The sequence below is a fragment of the Amycolatopsis sp. WGS_07 genome, assembly GCF_045278895.1.
In the GTDB taxonomy this organism is placed as follows: domain Bacteria; phylum Actinomycetota; class Actinomycetes; order Mycobacteriales; family Pseudonocardiaceae; genus Amycolatopsis.
Genome location: NZ_CP136053.1, coordinates 4,638,111 through 4,656,787, shown reverse-complemented (window position 1 = coordinate 4,656,787; position 18,677 = coordinate 4,638,111). Strand labels below are relative to the sequence as shown.

The window sequence follows — 18,677 nt, the reverse complement described above, 5'->3', positions numbered from 1 at the left end:
GAGTGGCGAAACATCTGGATCGGCTGCGGCCTCGCAGCTGGAGGGCGATGTGCTTGGGCCGGTCTCGCCTGCGAATGGCGACGAGCCCCGGGCGGCTGCGACGTCGCCGTTGGGTGGCGACGTACCTCAGCCAAGCGGTGTTTCGCCGCTGAGTGGCGACACGGCCGATCAGGCCGGTGGGTCGCCGGTGAGCGGCGACGGGGCTGGGTCAGCGAGTGTTTCGCCGTTCGACGGCGACACACCTGGGTCGGCCGAGATTTCGCCGCTCAACGGCGACACTTCCGAGCCAAGCGTCTCGCCGCTCAACGGCGACACAACAGACTCGACCAGCGTTTCGCCGCTCACCGGCGACGCATCCGGCTCATCCAGCGTTTCGCCATTCAACGGCGACGGGTCCCAGCCGTCTGGCGGCGAAGGGGACGCGCCTGGCGCGAAGCAGGGTTTTCTCGCACGGAACCGACGTGCTGTCGTGGCGCTGGCGGCAGTCATCGTCGTCGTAGCGGCATTGACCGTCGCGATGCGGGTCCTGCCGGGAGGCACCAGTGACGCGAATTCCGGGAACGTCGCGGCGACGTCGTCGATGACCCCGGCTACTTCGAAGGCAGTCCCCACCTCTGCCACGCCGACGTCGGGGGTACCGGTTCAGCCGGGGGTGCCGCGGACTGGCGAGTTCGGGGCGTGGGCGTCGCGGACTAGTCAATGGCTCGACATTCCCTTGCGGGCCATGAACGGGTACGCACAGGCGACCGTCACGCTCAGCAAGGAACAGCCTGATTGTCACCTGTCCTGGATCACTCTCGCCGCGATCGGGAAGATCGCCAGCGATCACGGGCGGGCGCAGGGTGGTCAAATCGGGGAAAACGGGACCCTCGCGAAACCGCTTGGCACGCTGGAAGTTCTCGACTTCTATCACCGGCCAGTGTCGACACCGGGGTCGGCGGGGCCGTTGCAGCTCTCCCCCGCGGTGTGGAACAAGTGGCAGCGCAGCGCGTCCGGCGGCAAACCTGACATCCAGAACGTCGACGACGCGGCGCTCACCGCCGGTCGCGCGCTCTGCGCGAATGGCCGCGATCTGGCGACGGACTGGTGGAACGGAGTCGCCACGCTGGAGCCGGCTCCGGTCGTCCTGCACCGGACGCTCGCGACGACCAACGTCTACGGCACGGTCGGCCAGAGCGACCAGCCGCCCAACCCCGCCGTGCTCACCGCGGTCGACTTCGCGATCGACCAGATCGGGCTGCCGTACGTCTGGGGCGGCAACGGCACTCGCGATCCCGATCCGGGCTTCGACTGTTCCGGCCTGACGACCGCGGCTTACGCGAGCGCCGACGTCAAGCTGATGCGGACAGCGGACACGCAATTCCGCAGCGTTGCCCATGTGAGCGAACCCCAACTGGGCGATTTGATCTTCTACGGCGCGCCGACCACGAAGATCCACCATGTGGGTCTGTACATCGGGAACCAGCAGATGATCGACGCGCCGCAGACCGGGCAGGCCGTGCAGGTTCATCCGTATCGGAAGCCGGGCGACGACTACGCGGGTGCGGGCCGACCGACCGCCTGAGAGGGCGCTTTCTCCGCGGAACTCGCCCCTGGGAGGCACTTTCGCCGCCCAGGGGCGAAAGCCATTTCGGGGATCTCGAAGCCCATCGTGAGGCCGCGCCGGTCGCGATGACCTGCGCATACGCAGACATCAGGCACACTCGACCAGCTTCAAGATCGCTAGACCGGCCAGCCAGTAATACCCAACTGCTCCAGCAAAGCTGTTCCAGCGACGAAAGCCTGGGCCGCGAGCGCACCATCACCATCGGCGAGGCGGCGGTACTCCCGTAGGGCCGCACGATGGTCTCCGAGGGCGCGATAGCTGTCCGCGAGCAGGTAACTCGCCTGGTCGCGAGCCTCGCTCTGCGGGTCGAGCCGTTCGACAGCGTGTTGGCTCGCGTCGACGGCGTCCTCGTATCGGCCGGCGGCGTGGTTGGCTTGCGCCAGTTGGTGCCATTGCTCGGCGGTGTCCTCGCTGCGCAATGCGGCTTGGCCGACGGCCTCGGTGAGGTCGTCGGCTGCGTGTCCGGAGTCGGGAAGTGCGCAAGCGCGGAGGTAGCGCAGTCGGCCGACCAGGCGGTCCATGCCGTGTGGCGGGGCAGCCAAGATTTTCTCGACGATCTCCAGGTAACCCTCGTGATGGGTGAGTTGTGCCAGTGCCTCCAACGCCTTTTCCGGCACGCCGGCGGCGATGAGGGCGTCCAACGCAGCGGTGGCGGTGGCGGGCGAAGGACGCAGGGTCGTGTCGAGAATCAGCAGCGTGCCCAGCGCCAAATGGTCCGACGCTGCCTCGGCGTGGCGTTGGCCGCGCGCCAGTGCGTCTAGCGCGTCGGCGTGTGCGCCTTGGCCAGCGAGTAGATAGGCCAGCCAGTATTCGCCCCACGCGCAATGGGTGTCATCGCCGATACGACGCAATTGTGCGACAGCGGCTGCGACGATCTCGACGCTTTCCTCGGGACGTCCCGCATGAGCTGCCCACAAGCCGAGCCAGCATTCGGCGAGCAGGGCGCGCGGCAGGTCGCCGTGCTGGCGGTAGACGTCGATGGCGTACCGCAGCGCTGGTTCGGTCTCCTCGCTCTGGAAAAATTTCGCCCGCAATTCAACGAGGCGCGCGTTAAGATACGGTGGAAGATCATCAGAGATCACGGTCAGGCATGCGCGTGCTTCGTCTGCCTCGCACCGCAAGTCGTGCTGCTCCGCGCGGGCGAGAAGGTCCTCATCGGACAGTCCGGGCGGTGGCAGCAACTGCAACGGCGGCCTGCTGGCCGGTTCGAGCGGCAGGAACTCGGTGAGCGGTTCGGCGGCGAGACGGGCGCGGATTCGGTCGCTCTGGAAAGAGTTGCCGTTGCGGCGATCGAACTGTCCGGCGAGGTCCAGCGCGAGCCCGCGCATCCGGCGGGCGAGCACGCGCAGCGGGACCGTGTTGGGGTCGTCCGGCCCCAGGTCGAGCACGGTGTCGCCACGGCCGGCGCGAACCATCGCGCTCGCGAGCACCGCGGCCGAGGCGGCGAACTCCATGGTGGCCAACGGCCGCTGGCGCGCTTCGAACCCGGCCATGGCGGACAACCAGTCGATGCCCACGAGCACGTTGCCGGTCAGCGCGCAAAATTCGATTACGCGGGCAAGGTGTTCCAGCGAGTAGATACCATCGGACATCCCGCGCCGCATTCGGCGGAAGGTCAAGGCAGCCAGCTGCCATTCGCCCGCGCGAGCCAGCGGCAGCAGCATCAGGCAGCGAGCAAGCACGACCGGACCGTCGGACGCCGCGGGATCGTCGAGCATCGCGGCCGCGATTCGCCGCGCACGGGCCGATTCTCCTTTGCCCAGATAGTGATCGATAGCATTGACGTCGAGCCATCGGTCGTCTGTGTCGGTCGGGGCGGTGGCTACCCAGCGAAGATGGGCCTCGTCGGCGGCCGCCCAGTCGCCGAGGTGTGCCGCGATTCCGCGTCTCGCCGCGTAGACCTCGTGCCATGGCAGGCCGGCGTCGGTGTACCGGCGCTCCACCCCCTCCAGGGCGGCACGGATTTCGTCGAGGCTGAGGTCGGGGAAGTCGGCCATGCACGCAACCATCCAGGCGTACCAGCCCAGGAGTTTGGCCTCGTCGTCCGGGTCGAACTGCCACCTGCGCCGGTCATACGCGTCGAGACATTCGTCTAACAGCCGGCGCGTCCGGTCCCATTGGCCGTCCAGCCGATAGGCGCTGGCAAGCATCCGCCGGGACGTGAACGCGGCCCGCGGCTCGTTCAACCGATCGGCGGTTCGCACTGCGTCCGCCAGAACCGCGGTTCGCTCCGGACCGTGTTCCATGGCATGCGCCACCCGCAATGACAACCACAGATCCTCGACTCCGTCTGTCGTGTCCACGGCGAAAACCTAGCGGACACCAGCCGAGTTACGCGGGAGAACTCCTTTGTGGCAACAAATAACCTGCTTCGCGCTGACCATGTTGCCAATGCATCAACACATCCGTCTTGCTCAACGTTCGCGGACCAGATCGAGGGACACCTCCCAAAGTCTCCGCGCTGCCGCCTCGTCGCGCGCCCATTGTTTGACGGCGTGGCTGTTTCCCGCCAGCTCGACGTCGTCAGGCACTGTCGCGGATTCGTTGCCGTCGTCCAGGTAATGACCACCTGTATGGGCGAATTCGGGTGCGGTCGCGGCGACGAGGGTCGTGGCCGCGCCCTGTCCGACGGTCTTGTACGCGAAGACCCCGGCGGCTTCGAGCCGGTCGAGGTGGTCCTTCATGTCCTGGGTGAAATCCCGTTGCAGGCCAGTGGAAACTCCGCCTGGATTGACCGCGTTGGCGACGATTCCGTCCGGCGCCCACCGCCGCGTCGCTTCCACGGCGAACAGCGAGTTCGCTGTTTTCGACTGCCCGTAAGCCAGTTGGGGGTCGTAGGCGCGGCGGGTAAAGTGGATGTCATCAAAGACAACGGGTGAGTACATGTGCGCGCCGGAGGTCACCGCGACGATCCGGGCTGCTCCTCGCTGATTCGCGCCCGCCGCCAAGGCGTCCTGCAGTCCGAGCGCCAACGCGAAGTGGCCGAGGTGGTTGGTGGCGAACTGCAATTCCCAGCCCTGCGGGGTGCGGCCCAGCGACGGACGCATGACGCCGGCATTGTTGATCAGCAGGTGCAGCGGGCCGTGCCAACTATCGGCGAAGCGGGCGACAGTGGCGAGGTCGGCGAGTTCCAGGTGCGCGACGTGGACAGCTCGATTCCCAGTGGACGCGGCGATGTCGTTGGCGACGCTCGCGCCGTGAGCAGTGTTGCGCACGGCGAGGGTGACTTCAGCGCCGACAGAGGCGAGCGCGCGGGCTGTTTCGCGGCCCAGGCCGGAGGTGGCACCGGTGACGATTGCGCGAAGGCCGCCGAGGTCGAGGCCTGCCACGACGTCATCGGCGGTGCTGTCGGCGTCGAAGGCCGTGCGGATCAGTGATGCTGGAGACACCCTTCCGACTATACGGGTTGAACGCAGTTTGTATAGTGCGCCTATGGGCAACGATCGGCGCGCGCACGTACTGGACTCGGCTTTGGAGGTGTTCGCTCGCTACGGCTACCGCAAGGCGTCCATGGACGACGTCGCGAAGGCCGCGGACATCTCCCGCCCTGGCCTGTACTTCTACTTCTCGTCCAAACCGGAATTGTTTCGCGCCACCGTGCGGCATTCACTCGACAACAGCATTGAGGCGGCCCAACTCGCTCTCGCCGATTCCGGGCGACCGCTGCGTGAACGGCTGATTGAGGCGTTCGACCACTGGGCGGGCCGCTATGTCGGACCGATGGCCGCGGAGATCGGCGTCTTGATCGACTCGAACCCCGACCTGCTCGGCACCATGCCCGCCGACTACCCGAAACGGTTCCGCGCCCTCGTCATCGACGCACTCGACGCCCCCTCCCCGCGGACGTCGCCAGCACACTGATCAGCACCTCGATCGGCATCAAGCACGACGCGGAAACCCGGGACGAGTTCCGCGCCCGGATGACCGTCGCGATCGACCTTTACTGCCGCTGAAACTCAGGCCGGCGGCCAGCTGCACAGGGCCGCATCGGCAACCTCTTGCAGTTCTTCACGGCTTGCCCCGCTGGCCGCCTCGACGGCGATCCCGAACGCCACCGTCATGACGTAGCGAGCCAACCGTGCCGCATCCGCGCCTGACGGCAGGTCACCGTCATCAATTGCGCGCCGGAACCGGTTTTCGAGGCCTTGACGCGCGGCGTTGCGCCACTCGACCAGCAGCTCGCGCGCGGGAAGGCCAAGTTCGCCAGCCGCCAACGAGCCCTGCACTCCCAGGCATCCGGGCGGACAGCCGGGATCAGTCGTCGCCCAGACCGCACCGTTGAGTATCGCGGCGGCCACCTTGGCGGCGGTCGGCTCCTCCCACGCTCGTGGCCCGTAGGAGGCAGGGCCTTCGTTATAGAGAGCCAAAGCCTTGCGGAACAGCTGTTCTTTGTTGCCGAAAGCCGCGTACATGCTGGTTTTCGTAATGCCCATGGCCCCGGTCAGATCAGCCAGGCTGGCCCCTTCGTAGCCCTGCTCCCAGAACACCAGCATGGCGCGCCGGAGCGCCTCGTCGGCGTCGAATCCGCGCGGCCGGCCGATGTGCGGCTTGTCCTGACTGGTCACAGCCCGAGTGTACCCCTTCAGTACCGATCGGTCCGGAAGTGCTAGCGTCGAGTTCAGTACCGATCGGTACCCAAGTCTGAGGAGGTCCGCGATGGGACAACTCGAAGGCAAGACGGCGGTCGTCACCGGCGGCAGCAGCGGGATCGGCCTGGCCGCCGCCGAGCGGTTCGCCGCCGAGGGCGCGCACGTCTTCATCACCGGCCGGAACCCGGGCGCACTCGACACAGCCGCGAAAACCATCGGTTCCGCTACCGCAGTAACGGGCGACATCGCCGACCCGGCCGACCTGGATCGGCTCTACGAGGCGGTTCGCGCCCGCGGCAAGGGACTCGACATCCTTTTCGCCAACGCCGCGACGGGATCTTTCGCTACCCTGGAAGAAACCACCGAGCAGCATTTCGATCAGGTCTTCGACACCAACGTGCGCGGCACGCTCTTCACTGTGCAGAAAGCGTTGCCACTGCTCAACAAGGGCGCGTCGGTGATCCTGAATTCGTCGGTCCGCGCGGATGACGGCGTCGCGTCGTTCGGGACGTACGCGGCGTCCAAGGCCGCCCTCCGCTCCTACGCCCGAACCTGGGCCAACGAGCTGAAGGACCGCGGCATCCGGGTCAACGTGGTTTCGCCCGGAACCATCGACACGCCGGTGCTTGAGAAGACGGTCGAGGCGGACAAGGTCGACGAGGCGCGGGCGAGCTTCGCGGCGCGAGTTCCGCTCGGCCGGATGGGCTCGGCGCACGAGGTCGCGGACGCCGTGCTGTTCCTCGCCTCGGATCAGAGCAGCTTCGTCCTCGGCGCGAACATCTACGTCGACGGCGGCGAAAAGCAGTTCTGACCAGCAGCAACGCGGGAACAACGGCGTTCTCGCCCCGCTGCCCCTAGCGCGAGGGCTATACACAGGTATAGCCTGCTGTACATGCGTATAGCGACGGCGTCATGACAGACCCGGACGACCTGACCGCACGCGCCCGGATCCGGGACGCGGCGATGCGGCACTTCGGCGAGCACGGCTTCGAGCGGGCCACGATCCGGGGCATTGCCGCGGAAGCCGGTGTGTCTCTGGGACTGGTCCGGCACCATTTCGGGTCCAAACAGGCGCTCCGCGAGGTGTGCGACGCGCATCTGATCAAGCTGCTCCGCCAGCTCGACGACCAGGTTCCGGCCGACTACGCCGGCGACATGCCCGCGAATCCCGTTGCGGCAGCCCGGATTGCCGTCGGCCCGTACCGGGACTACCTCGTCCGGGCGCTGGTCGACGGCGGTGTCGCGCCGTTGTTCGACGAGATGGTCGAACTCGGCGTGCGCAGGCTTGTCGCCGCAGATCGGCAACGGCCGGATCCGCCGACGGTCGATCCTCAGGTCCGCGCCGCGATCGGCACCGCGATGGCGTTGTCGATCACCGTGCTGCACCAGCACATTTCCCGCGCCGCGGGCATCGACATCCTCAGCCCGGAGAGCGACAACCTCCTCGCCCGCGCGCTGATCGACCTCCACTCGCACCCGCTGCTCACCCTCGACGAAGCGCAAGCCGCTCTCGACCGCTTGCCGCCGGAAGGAAACTGACATGCCGCACGCAACGACTCCCCGCATCCCGCCGCTCGCGCTCGACGAGATGGACCCCGAGCAGCAAAAACTGGCGAAACTCGGCGCGGACACCGTGATCCAGGTTCTCGCTCGCGCGCCGGAGGTGATGCAAGCGTCCGGGGCATTGGGCGCTTACCTGCTGAGCCAAGGAAAACTGCATCCTCGGATTCGCGAACTGGCGATCCTCCGGGTCGCGCTCCGCTGCGACGCGCCATACGAATGGGCCAATCACGCGCCCGCCGCGCTCGGCGGCGGCGCGACCGAGTCCGAGATCGCGGCTCTCTCCGAACCGGACGCCGTTTGGCCGCCCGAGGACGACGCGGTGCTGCGCGCCGTCGACGAACTGTGCGCGAATATCTTCGTATCCGACGAAACCTGGGCAGATCTCGCCGCGACTCGCGACCATGCCGAGATCATCGAGGTCCTGTTCCTCGTCGGCTATTACCGGATGATGGCGGGGTTCCTGAACTCCGCGGGCGTCCCGGTGAAGCCCGGACAGCCCGCGCTCGGCGAACCTCCGGCACCGGTCGCCCGCCCGGACCAGGCGGCGCGGCCCGCGAGCGGCAAAACCGAGCCGGACGGCAAGTGGAAGATCACTTTTATCCATCCGGCGGGAAGCAAAGACCTGATCCTCGACCTCGCGACCGACGGCACCGCGGTGTCCGGTTCCATTTTCGACACCCAGATGAAGATCACGGTCCCCATCGTGTCGGGCACGGTCGACGGCCGAGAGGTCGCTTTCACCGCGCTGGTGACCGACCCGGTCCAGTTCGAGTTGAGCGTAGCCGCCACGGTCGACGGGGACGCGTTCACCGGTTCCGTCACGATTTCCGGCGGTGGCACCTTTCCGCTGTCCGGCGTCCGGGAGGTCAGTCCCAGTAATTGAACAGGGCTTCGCCGACCGTCGCCGGTTTCCAGTACGCGACGTCGGATCGGGTGAGGTGCGGCCAGTCTTCGGCGGAGAAGGAACGTTCCAGCTCGGCGGGGGTGAGCACCTGGAACCGCTCCGTTTCCGCCAGCACGGCGACTAGTTCCGGTTCGTCGACGAACTCCAGCGGTCCGGAGTCCCTGACCTGGGCGAAGTCGAGCGAGCGGGGCCGGGCGATCGCGAGCACCGGCAGGTCGTTGGCGGCGACGACCGAGATCGTGCGGTCGTGGTATGCGACAACGGCTTGCCAGAAGTTCGGCGTGACCGTCGGAACGCGAAAATCGGTCACCGTTCCGCCGGTACGCCGGGCGAAGTCGTAACAGAGACGGCGAACCTCGCGAACATCGACCACCGCGGCATTCTACGCGGACGGTCCCCCACCAGTGGGCACGGAATTGCGGCGGGCACCGGCGGGTGGTCTTCTTGGCTCAAGATCGAAAGGTGAGCCCGCCATGCCGTATGCGTATACCTTCGACCAGATCCGCGACCGGCCGGTCACCGTGTTCGGCGCCGGCACGCTGGGGCGGCGCATCGCGCTGATGTTCGCCTCGCGCGGCGGAACCGTGCGGATCAGCGACCCGAACGCCGAACAGGTCGCGGCGGCTGCGGAATACGTGGCACAGGCTTTACCCGTCCTGCTCGAAAAACGCGGCAGCGGCGAGGTCGGCCAGGTCGAAGGCGCGGCGTCGATCGAGGAAGCACTGCGCGATTCGTGGCTCGTCGTGGAAGCTGTGCCGGAGCGGTTGGACATCAAAATCCCGTTGTGGGGCCAAATCGACGAGGCCGCACCCGCGGACACCATCTTCGCCACGAACTCGTCGTCGTACCCGTCGCGGCTGATGGCCGAGAAGGTGCGCGACAAATCGCGGCTGTGCAACATCCACTTCTACATGCCGCCGACAGCCAACGCGGTCGACCTCATGTCCGACGGCGACACCGGCCGTACCGTGCTCGACACGCTGCTCGGGGTGTTGCCGGAGTTCGGCATTCATCCGTTCGAGGCGCGGAAGGAGAGCGTCGGGTTCATCTTCAACCGCGTGTGGGCGGCGATCAAGCGGGAATCGCTGGCCGTGGTCGTGGAGGGAGTCGCGCGTCCGGAGGATGTCGACGGGATGTTCAAGATCAACTGGCATCTGCCGTACGGGCCGTTCCAGATGATGGATCAGGTCGGACTGGACGTCGTGCTGGACATCGAGAACCATTACGCGGACGAGAATCCGCACCTGCCGGCCGGGCCTCGGGACCTGCTGCGCACGTATGTCGAAGCGGGCAAACTCGGGGTCAAGACCGGCGAGGGGTTCTACTCGTACGGCTGAATCAGGGCAGCACCACGTCGACCCGCAGACCGCCGTCTTTTATTGCCGCAGCGGACACCCGGCCGTGGTGCGCGGTGGCTACCGAGTTCACAATGGACAGTCCGAGCCCGGCACCGTCACGGTGGTTCAGCCGTTCGGCAGTCAGCCGGCGGAACGGCTGGAACAGCGAATCGACCACCTCCGCGGGGACGCGATCGCCCGAGTTGCGCACGCTCAGCGCGGGTTCGCCTCCGACGTTCACCTCGACCCACCCGCCAGGCCGGTTGTACTTGATCGCGTTGTGCACCAGGTTGGCGATCATCCGTTCGAGCAGAACCGGATCGCCGGGTACCGTGCGCTCGGCCGAGTGATGACGCAGAGTCAGCTCATGCTCGGTCAGCTGCTCGGCGTACCGGGCGACGACGGTGTCCACCAGCTCGTCGAGCCGCACCGGGATCGTGCCGGGCAGCCCGCGATCGGCTTCGGCCAGCACGAGCAGGCCCTCGATCAGCTGCTCGTTGCGTTCGTTGACGACCAGCAACTGCGCCGCGAGCCGTTGCACGTCCTCTCCTCCGCCGGCGACGATCGCGACCTCGGCGAGCGTCCGCTGCACCGCGAGCGGCGTGCGCAGCTCATGCGATGCGTTCGCGGCGAACCGGCGTTGCCCCTCGAAGCCGACGGCGACCCGGTCGAGCATCCCGTTGACCGCCGTCGACAGGACGCGCAACTCGCGTTCGGTCTGGTGCGGCGGCATGCGCTGCCCCAGGTTCTGCGGCCCGAGCTGGTCGATAGTGGCCGAAAGGTCCAGCAGCGGCCGCATCACCCACGACGCCAGCGGACGCCACACGCTGATCGCCAGCACGACGACCGCGATCAGCGGAAGGAACCACCAGATCGTGCCCAACGGGTTGCGGCAAGCGGAGTCGCGCGGGCAGAAGGAGGTGTCCACGTAGGTCCCGAGCACCATGGCCGCCGCCTTCCCGACCGGATACGCGAGCACCAGCGCGGCCAGCAGCCCGCCGAGGAACACCAGCTCGATACGCCCACGCAGCGAGGCTCGGGCCCGTTTCAGGTAGCCAAACGGTAGCCAGCGCCGGGAACGGTGTGGATCACCGGCGGCGGACCGAGTTTCTTCCGCAGCGTCATGACCGTCATCCGGACCGTGTTCGTGAACGGATCGGCGTGCTCGTCCCATGCCTTCTCCAGCAGCTCTTCCGGGCTGACGACCCGTCCCTCGGCCCGCAGCAACACCTCCAGCACGGCGAACTCCTTGGGAGACAAGGACAACGGCCGACCGTCCCGCGACGCGAACCGCTTCGCCGGATCCAGCTCGACACCCGCGCTCTCCAGGACTGGCGGCAACGAGGGCCGCGACCGTCTAGCCAGCGCATGCACCCGTGCGACGAGTTCGGCGAACGCGAACGGCTTGGTCAGGTAGTCGTCCGCGCCGAGACCGAGCCCTTCGACCCGATCCCGAATCCCCGCGGCGGCCGTCAGCATCAGCACCCGGGTCTCCCCGCCGTCGCCGACGATCCTGCGGCAGATCTGGTCTCCGTGCACCAGCGGCAGGTCGCGGTCCAGCAGCACGACGTCGTACCGATGCACCGCGACGCGTTCGAGCGCGGCATCGCCGTCGTAACAGACGTCGACCGCCATGCCCAGATGCCGCAGGCCCTCCGTGACGGAATCGGCCAGCATCCGCTCGTCTTCGGCCACGAGCACCCGCATTCAGCTTCTCCCCACGGCACCAGTACAACGCCGGCCGGATAAAGACCGGATAAACGTCGATCTTAACGGCCTGGGATCACTCGCTGACTAGACCTGCGGGATGATCTTCGCCGGGAAGAGCGCGTCTGGTGCACGGTTCGCGGGGATAGGCTGCGCTGTCGCGAGACTCGCCGACAGACTCCGGTCCGCCACACGAATCCGGTCGACGGCACGGCTCAATCGCGCCGCACGACCGCGGTCCGCCGTTCAGGTCGCGCCCGCTGCACGAATCCGTTCCGCCCTGCGGTTCGGCCCACTCCGCTTTGCCACGCGGCTCAAGCCGTTCGCGCGGTTCGGGTCTGCCGCACAGCACGGATCGAGCACACGGCTCGGATCGAACGCACGGCTCAAGCGCACCGCACGACTCAGAGCGACCGCGCCGTCCGAGTTCGCCTCACGGCGTGAATCGACCGCACCGGCCAAGTTCGCCGCACCGCTTAAGCCGACCGCACCAGTCAGGCTCGCCACACCACTGAAACCGACCGCACCAGTCAAGCTCACCACACTGCTTGAACCGACTGCACTAGCCAAGTTCGCCGCACGACTCGGGCCAACCGCGCAAGTCGGCCCCATCGCACAACGCGCCGGAAAACCCGCTCCAGCCTCAACTCCCGAGGGGAAACGCACCCTCGCCGCATGGCTTTCCGGTTTGAGCGCGTCTACCGTCGGAGTCGTCGGATCAGTGTTGGCTTCGCTCGGCGCGTTCGGCGCGGGCGCGACGCTGCGACACGATCCCGTCCTCTCCGGAACAGTGCTGAACGCCGTGCGCTTCGGCCATGGCCGCGTGCTCGCGACTGCTGCGATCTATCTCGGCATATCCCTCCTGGTAGTGTCGTGGATCCGGTTAGGACACTCAGCGCGTGCGGGCCGGACGAGCACGCGAGAGGTAGTGCGGACAACCTGGCTGTGGTGCGCACCGTTGCTCTGCGCGCCACCCTTGTTCAGCACGGACCTGTACACGTATCTCGCGCAAGGCGTGGTCGCGCACGCTGGCTTCGATCCGTATACCCATGTTCCGGCTGAATTCCCGGGACCGATCACCGACAACGCAGCCGGCGGCTGGCTGCGCATTCCGTCGCCCTATGGGCCGTTGCAGATTCTGATCGTGAAAAGCGTCCTCTCCGTGACTGGTGACAACCTGATTTTCGGCGCGCTGCTGACCCGCCTTGCCATGACGGCCGGTCTGGCGCTGATGTGTTTCGCTGTGCCGATCCTGTGCCGGCGGCTGGGCACCCGGCCGGAGTGTGCACTGTGGATGGCTGCCGCGAACCCGTTGACGGTGCTGTGCGTAGTTTCAGGCGGGCACAACGACTTACTGATGATCGGGCTCTTGAGTGCAGGTGCTGCGTTAGTGATAACCACTGTACCAGGGTTTGGGTTCGCCTTGGTAGCACTTGCTGCGGCAGTGAAGGCTCCGGCGGCGGTGGCGTTGCCGTTTCTGTTGTGGGAGTGGGCAAACCGTCGATCTCGCGGACGGATGTCGTTTCGCAGCTACAGCTTCACACTCGTTGCCTCAGTGTCCATTGTGGTCACCGTGTTTGGGTTGTGCAGCGTCGCCGCCGGCGTCGATCTGGGGTGGATTGGCGCGTTGAGCGGAAATTCCACGCTCGAGCCATGGACGTCGATCCCTACGGCAGCCGGGAAGATTTTGGGCGCGCTGACGGCTGACCCAGCAGGAACTCTCGCCGCGAGCCGGACGGCGGGCTACGTCGTGGCCGTAGTCGTAGTCACGTGGCTGTGGTGGCGTTCGCGAGCCGGCGGTGCAGACGCGGTGCGCGGGGCTGCGGCGGCCTTGTTCACGACCGTCGTGTTGGCACCGGTGGTTCTTCCTTGGTACTTCACGTGGCCGTTAGTGCTGGGAAGTGCTGCTGCGTGGCCACTTTCACGGGTTGCTGTGGTGGCTGCGGCTTCGACGTGGCTGGTGGTCAGCACCCACCCTGACGGGAAGAGTTTGCTGCCACCATGGGGATTCGCGGTGCTGGTGGTGGCCTCAGTCGGCGTCGGCGTGCTGACTGTTCGCGGGAAATTCGCACGCTTGGGTGATGGTGGTGCTGGTAGGGTGGAGACATCAACGTTTGATCATCTCTCTTCACCCATTAATGGATTCCTTGCCATGCGTGCGAATCTGCGTGCCGGTCTGAAGTCGGCGCTCAAGAAGCGTGACCGTGTCGCCGTCAGCGCGCTGCGGTCCGCCCTCGCGGCGATCGACAATGCCGAAGCAGTGCCGATCGAGCAGCGGGTGGACAGCAGCGTCGGCGACGAGCACGTGGCAGGTGCGGCGGTCGGCTTGGGTGCGGCCGAGACCGCGCGTCGGGATCTCAGCGAGGCGGATGTTCGCGGGATCGTCGAGCGCGAGGTCGCGGAACGCACTTCGGCGGCGGACGAGTACGAGCGGCTGGGGCAAGCGGAGCTGGCTGGGCAGTTGCGCGCTGAGGCGGCGGTGCTGAAGGCGCACCTGGGGCCGGTTCGGTGACGGTCTTGGCCTGGCATGGGGACGCGGGTCCCGGAGGCACGCCTAGGTAAGTTCGGTGACGGACTCTGCATGGCGCTGGGACGCCGGTGCTGAAACTCGGCTGGGCATGAGGTGGGCCCGGACCTGATCGGACTGAGCTGGGCCGAGTTTGGCCGGGCCGGACCGAGCTGAGACGGACCGAGCCGAGCTGGGCTGAGGCGAGCTGGGCCGAGGCGAGCTAGGTCTGGCCAGACCGAACCGGGCTCAGCCGAGCCAGGGCGAACCGCGCCGAGCCGGACCGGATCGGCCCGGTTGCTTCGCCCGGACCGAGCCGGACCGGGCCCGGCCGGGCCGCCCCCGGACTGGGCCGGACCGGGCTGTTGGGCTCAGCTTGCGCCAGGATGGGCCTGGGCAGACCCGACTCGAAGTGGGCCGGGAAAGGCCCGGGCAGACCCGATCTCGGGCGCACCAGGATGGCCTCGGGCAGACGCGACCTGAGGCGCGCCGGGATGGCCCCAGGCAGACGCGAGCCGAGGTGTGCCGACCTGGACCGAGCCGGATCGGATCGGATCGGTCCGAGTGGAGCCGAACCGGACCGAGTCGGGCGGGGCAGGACCGAGTCAGGCTGGGCTCAACCCTGGCCGGACCGGCCAGGGTTGAGCCAAGCCGGACCTGGCCAATGCCAGTTGGGCCAGCCCAGGCTGCGCGGGACCAAGGCGAGTTGAGACGGGCTGGCTGTGCTGGACTGGGCCTAAGTCAGGCCGAGCCAGGCCTGGGCCAGACCGGGCCGATCCGGACCGCGCTGCCTGAGCCGAACCGGGCCGAGCCGAGCTACCTGAGCCGAACTGAACCGGGCTATGCGAGCCGAACCGAGCCGGGCAAGGCAAGACAGCGCAGGGCAGGGCAGGGCGAAGCCGAACCAGGCCAGGCCGGACCGCGGTGCCGGGGCCGGGCTGGGCCGCGCTGCCGAGCTGGGCCGGGCTGGAACGCGGCCAGTTGAGCCGGGTTGAGCCGGGCCAAGGCAGGCTGGGCCGGGTTGGCTGCGCTGAACCGAGCTTGGGGCAGGCCGGGCCAAGCCGGACCGCGGCGAGCCGGCGCAGGTCAGACCGGGGGCCGAGGCGTGCCCGGCCATGACAAGGCCGGGGCAACCAGCTCGGCTCAGGTCAGCGAGGCCGCGATTTCCTCCAGTGCGTCCATCGACTCCTGCATTCCGACTTCCATGCCGGACTCGATGATCAGGTCGCGCAGTTCCTTGCCGTTCGTCTGGATCAGCATTGTCACCGTCGTGCGGTCGCCCGATTCGGTGAACGTCACGGTCACCAACGGTGCGTCATCATCCGACGCGCCCGGGGTTTCGTAGACCTCCGTGTGGACTAGGCGTTCCTCGGGCGTTATTTCTCGGTATTCGCCGTGGAAAGCGACTTCGTAGCTGCCGTTCGCGATCATCACGTAGCGCCATTGGCCGCCGACTCGGAGGTCGATGTTCACGGACGTCACGGTGCCCCTTTTGCCTGCCCACCAGCGTTTCACCAGGTCCGGCGTGGTCCAGGCGCGGTAGACGTTGCGGCGGGGAGCTGCGAAATCGCGGGTGATCAGGATCTGGTCGTCAGCGGGCAGGGTCACCTTCGCCGTGCCGGTTGTCGTTTCGGGCATTGTTTTCCTCCTCGGTCGAAGCGATCTCTTCCAGCACGGCGTCCAGCGATTCGAACCGTTCCTCCCACGAACGTTCGTAGCGGCGCACCCAGTCGTGGATCGGCTTGAGGGCGCGAGCGTTCAGGCGGTAAAGGCGCTGCCTGCCTTCGTCGCGTGCCTCGACTGCGCCTACCTCGCGCAGCACCCGCAGGTGTTTGGACACTTGCGGCTGTCCCAGGCCCAACACGCGGACCAGGTCATTGACTGGGCGTTCGCCCTCGGCCAGGACGTCCAGGATTTCCCGGCGCCGCGGTTCGGCGACGGCGTTGAAGACGTCGGCGGTGGTTGCTGCCCGTGCCATGCCGCCAATCATATTCCGATATGGGTATGCGTCAAGAGGCGGGGCGGGCGCGGACGTGGAAGCGTTCTCCCTGGGGGCCGAACAGGGCCAATACCTCGCAGGGCTCGGTGCTGGCGTTGCCGAACCAATGCGGGACGTGGGTGTCGAACTCGGCGACCTCGCCGGGCATGAGGGTCACGTCGTGGTCGCCGAGCATCAGGCGCAGCTGTCCGGACAGGACGTACAGCCATTCGTATCCCTCGTGGACTCGCTGGTCCGGGGGCTCGGCGGAGCGTTCTGGCGGGAGGATCATCTTGTACGCGCGCACGCCGCCTGGGCGTCGGGTCAGCGGCAGGTAAGTGCGGCCGTGGCGGACGAATGGTTTTGGGTGCAGACGCGGGTCGCCGGTCGGGGGTGCGCCGACCAGTTCGTCCAGTGGGACCTGGTAGGCGCGCGCCAGGGCTAGCAGCAGCTCAAGGGTCGGTTTGCGCTGGCCGGCTTCCAGCCGCGACAGGGTGCTTACCGAGATTCCGGTCGTTTCGGAGAGGCCGGTCAGCGTCGCGTTGCGTTGTTTGCGCAGGGCGCGCAGCCTCGGTCCGACCGCGTGCAGGACCTCGCCCAGGTCCTGGTCGTCTTCGCTCATGCCGTTCAATTTGCCACTTCGGCAAAGAACTTTGTCAAGTCGGCGAGTTCTCCGGATAGTCCGAGGAGCAAGGGACTTACAGGAGGATCCAGTGGACGAGAAGTACGACGTCGTGGTGGTCGGAGGCGGCGCGGCGGGGCTCAGCGGAGCGGTGGCGCTCGCGCGGTCCCGGCGCTCGGTGCTGGTCGTGGATTCCGGCGAGCCGCGCAACGCGCCCGCTGGACACGTGCACAACTATCTTGCTCGCGAAAGCACGCCGCCGGCCGAACTGCTGTCGCTCGGGCGTGCGGAATTGGCCGGGTACGGGGGTGAGGTGGTCGCGCAGACGGTGACGTCGATCGCCCACGGGGACAAGGGGTTCGAGATCTCGCTGGCCGACGGGCGGCGCACGTACGCGCGGCGCGTGCTGGTCGCGACCGGTCTCGTCGACGAGCTGCCCGAGATCGCCGGACTGGCGGACCGCTGGGGCCAGGACGTGCTGCATTGCCCGTACTGCCACGGCTGGGAAGCCCGCGACCGCGCGATCGGCGTGCTGTCGACCGGTCCGATGACTGTGCATCAGGCGTTGATGTGGCGGCAGCTGACCGACGACGTCGTCGTTTTCCGGCACACGCACGGGGATTTCGACGAGGCTCCGCTGCTGGCGCGCGGGATCCGGATCGTGGACGGTGTGGTCGCCGCCGTCGAGGCCGAGGACGGCCAGCTGACGGGGATCCGGCTCGAATCGGGTGAGGTCGTGGCGCGCGAGGCGCTCGCGATCGCGCCGCGGGCCACGGCGCGGGCGGACTTTCTCGCACCGCTCGGGATCGAGCCGGAACCGGTGGAGTTCAACGGGTTCGTGATCGGCACGAGGGTTCCCGCGGACGCTTCCGGCATGACGTCCGTGCCTGGTTTGTGGGTCGCGGGGAACGTCGCGGACATGCGTGCGCAGGTCGTCGTTTCGGCTGCGGCAGGCTTGATGGCGGGGGCGGCGATCAACGGAAATCTGGTCGAGGAGGAAGCCGCGGAAGCCGTGCGGCGGCGGGAAATGCCGTTCTCGCACGAGATCGAGCGGGAGGTCGCGGCGCGGGTGAATGAGCATCAGATGCACGCGCCGCCGTTCGACCGTGGTTCGTGGGAGGAGCGGTATCGCTCGCAGCCGGAAATGTGGAGCGGGCGGCCGAACGCTCAGCTCGTGACCGAGGCGCGCGATCTGGAACCGGGCCACGCGCTCGACGCGGGCTGCGGCGAGGGCGGCGACGCGATCTGGCTCGCACAGCAGGGCTGGCGCGTAACGGCGGTCGACTTTTCCACGACGGCCATCGAACGCGGACGTGCGCAGGCGGCGAAACTCGGCGTGGCGGACCGGATCACGTGGGTCGCCGCGGATTTGGCCGACTGGCTCCCGGAATCGAAGTACGACCTGGTGACGTCGCATTTCCTGCACGTGCCTTCGGCGGCCCGGACGGCGGCGTTCGCGCGACTCGCGGACGCGGTGGCGCCGGGCGGGACGCTGCTGGTGGTGGGGCACGATCCCTCGGACGTCCACGCCGGGCGGCCGCACATGCCGGACATGATGTTCACGGCCGAGGAGGTGGCGGAGACGCTGGACCAGTCGTGGGCTTCGGTGGCCGCGGACGTCCGGGAGCGGGCGGCGGCGGAGACGACGGTTCGGGACACGGTGCTGGTGGCTCGGAAGAAGTGAGGAGTGTGGCGGCTCCGGCCTGGTCGGGGGTGGGCCGGGCTGGGGTCGCCGGGGGTCGCTCGTCGGGACCGGGAATGTCGGGCGGATCGCCGGAGGGGCTGGGGACGCTGGGCGGGCCGCCGCCGCAACCGGGAACGATGGGCAGGACGCCGGAGGGACTGGGGACGCCGGGCAGGCCGCC

17 protein-coding genes are annotated in these 18,677 nt (G+C 67.7%); 8 read left to right on the top strand and 9 right to left on the bottom strand.

Features of this window, described 5'->3' with window-relative positions; translation table 11 throughout:
- Positions 1–469: 469 nt before the first annotated feature.
- A complete protein-coding gene (locus RPX00_RS22065) occupies positions 470–1,564 on the top strand; it encodes an NlpC/P60 family protein (protein ID WP_406642038.1) in 1,095 nt (364 codons plus the stop codon).
- A gap of 158 nt (positions 1,565–1,722) precedes the next feature.
- On the opposite strand, the gene RPX00_RS22060 is transcribed toward RPX00_RS22065, so the two are convergent.
- A complete protein-coding gene (locus RPX00_RS22060; protein WP_406642035.1) occupies positions 1,723–3,909 on the bottom strand; it encodes a hypothetical protein in 2,187 nt (728 codons plus the stop codon).
- 111 nt (positions 3,910–4,020) lie between these two features.
- On the bottom strand, positions 4,021–4,995 hold the full coding sequence (locus RPX00_RS22055) for an SDR family NAD(P)-dependent oxidoreductase (protein ID WP_406642033.1): 975 nt from the start codon (positions 4,993–4,995) through the stop codon (positions 4,021–4,023).
- A 43-nt stretch (positions 4,996–5,038) separates the two neighbouring features.
- On the opposite strand from RPX00_RS22055, the gene RPX00_RS22050 reads away from it, so the two are divergent.
- Entirely contained in the window at positions 5,039–5,467 is a 429-nt protein-coding gene (locus tag RPX00_RS22050) for a TetR/AcrR family transcriptional regulator (RefSeq protein WP_406642032.1), read from the top strand.
- Between the two features lie 95 nt (positions 5,468–5,562).
- On the opposite strand, the gene RPX00_RS22045 is transcribed toward RPX00_RS22050, so the two are convergent.
- Entirely contained in the window at positions 5,563–6,171 is a 609-nt protein-coding gene (locus RPX00_RS22045; RefSeq protein WP_406642030.1) for a TetR/AcrR family transcriptional regulator, read from the bottom strand.
- A gap of 91 nt (positions 6,172–6,262) precedes the next feature.
- On the opposite strand from RPX00_RS22045, the gene RPX00_RS22040 reads away from it, so the two are divergent.
- From RPX00_RS22040 to RPX00_RS22030, 3 genes are all read left to right on the top strand, one after another.
- Complete coding sequence (locus tag RPX00_RS22040; RefSeq protein WP_406642029.1) at positions 6,263–7,006, top strand: glucose 1-dehydrogenase; 744 nt, start codon at positions 6,263–6,265, stop codon at positions 7,004–7,006.
- Between the two features lie 101 nt (positions 7,007–7,107).
- Positions 7,108–7,734, top strand: coding sequence for a TetR/AcrR family transcriptional regulator (locus RPX00_RS22035; RefSeq protein ID WP_406642028.1), 627 nt, complete (start codon positions 7,108–7,110; stop codon positions 7,732–7,734).
- A gap of 1 nt (position 7,735) precedes the next feature.
- Positions 7,736–8,641 carry a carboxymuconolactone decarboxylase family protein gene (locus tag RPX00_RS22030; protein ID WP_406642027.1) on the top strand — a complete coding sequence of 302 codons (906 nt, stop codon included), beginning with the start codon at positions 7,736–7,738 and terminating at the stop codon, positions 8,639–8,641.
- Here RPX00_RS22030 and RPX00_RS22025 read toward each other — a convergent pair.
- Positions 8,625–9,035 (bottom strand): hypothetical protein, encoded by a 411-nt coding sequence (locus tag RPX00_RS22025; RefSeq protein WP_406642025.1) that lies wholly within the window; start codon positions 9,033–9,035, stop codon positions 8,625–8,627. The two genes, RPX00_RS22030 and RPX00_RS22025, sit on opposite strands and share 17 nt — an antisense overlap.
- A 100-nt stretch (positions 9,036–9,135) precedes the next feature.
- On the opposite strand from RPX00_RS22025, the gene RPX00_RS22020 reads away from it, so the two are divergent.
- Positions 9,136–9,999 (top strand): 3-hydroxyacyl-CoA dehydrogenase family protein, encoded by an 864-nt coding sequence (locus RPX00_RS22020; protein ID WP_406642024.1) that lies wholly within the window; start codon positions 9,136–9,138, stop codon positions 9,997–9,999.
- Position 10,000: 1 nt separating this feature from the next.
- On the opposite strand, the gene RPX00_RS22015 is transcribed toward RPX00_RS22020, so the two are convergent.
- The gene (locus RPX00_RS22015) at positions 10,001–11,008 is read right to left on the bottom strand and encodes a sensor histidine kinase (protein WP_406642022.1); all 1,008 of its coding nucleotides are present in this window, start codon (positions 11,006–11,008) and stop codon (positions 10,001–10,003) included.
- 38 nt (positions 11,009–11,046) lie between these two features.
- Complete coding sequence (locus RPX00_RS22010) at positions 11,047–11,706, bottom strand: response regulator transcription factor (RefSeq protein ID WP_406642020.1); 660 nt, start codon at positions 11,704–11,706, stop codon at positions 11,047–11,049.
- A 100-nt stretch (positions 11,707–11,806) separates the two neighbouring features.
- Here RPX00_RS22010 and mptB point away from each other — a divergent pair, with 100 nt between their 5' ends.
- On the top strand, positions 11,807–14,218 hold the full coding sequence (mptB, locus tag RPX00_RS22005) for a polyprenol phosphomannose-dependent alpha 1,6 mannosyltransferase MptB (RefSeq protein WP_406642018.1): 2,412 nt from the start codon (positions 11,807–11,809) through the stop codon (positions 14,216–14,218).
- Between the two features lie 1,137 nt (positions 14,219–15,355).
- On the opposite strand, the gene RPX00_RS22000 is transcribed toward mptB, so the two are convergent.
- The 3 genes from RPX00_RS22000 to RPX00_RS21990 are packed head-to-tail and all read right to left on the bottom strand — an operon-like array spanning position 15,356 to position 16,812.
- Positions 15,356–15,850 carry an SRPBCC family protein gene (locus RPX00_RS22000; RefSeq protein ID WP_406642017.1) on the bottom strand — a complete coding sequence of 165 codons (495 nt, stop codon included), beginning with the start codon at positions 15,848–15,850 and terminating at the stop codon, positions 15,356–15,358.
- On the bottom strand, positions 15,804–16,190 hold the full coding sequence (locus RPX00_RS21995; protein ID WP_406642015.1) for an ArsR/SmtB family transcription factor: 387 nt from the start codon (positions 16,188–16,190) through the stop codon (positions 15,804–15,806). Before RPX00_RS21995 ends, RPX00_RS22000 begins: the two co-directional genes overlap by 47 nt.
- Positions 16,191–16,221: 31 nt before the next feature.
- Positions 16,222–16,812, bottom strand: a complete 591-nt coding sequence (locus RPX00_RS21990; RefSeq protein WP_406642014.1) for a helix-turn-helix domain-containing protein — start codon at positions 16,810–16,812, stop codon at positions 16,222–16,224.
- A gap of 91 nt (positions 16,813–16,903) precedes the next feature.
- Here RPX00_RS21990 and RPX00_RS21985 point away from each other — a divergent pair, with 91 nt between their 5' ends.
- Positions 16,904–18,496, top strand: a complete 1,593-nt coding sequence (locus tag RPX00_RS21985) for a methyltransferase domain-containing protein (protein ID WP_406642012.1) — start codon at positions 16,904–16,906, stop codon at positions 18,494–18,496.
- The last annotated feature ends 181 nt before the right edge of the window (positions 18,497–18,677 follow it).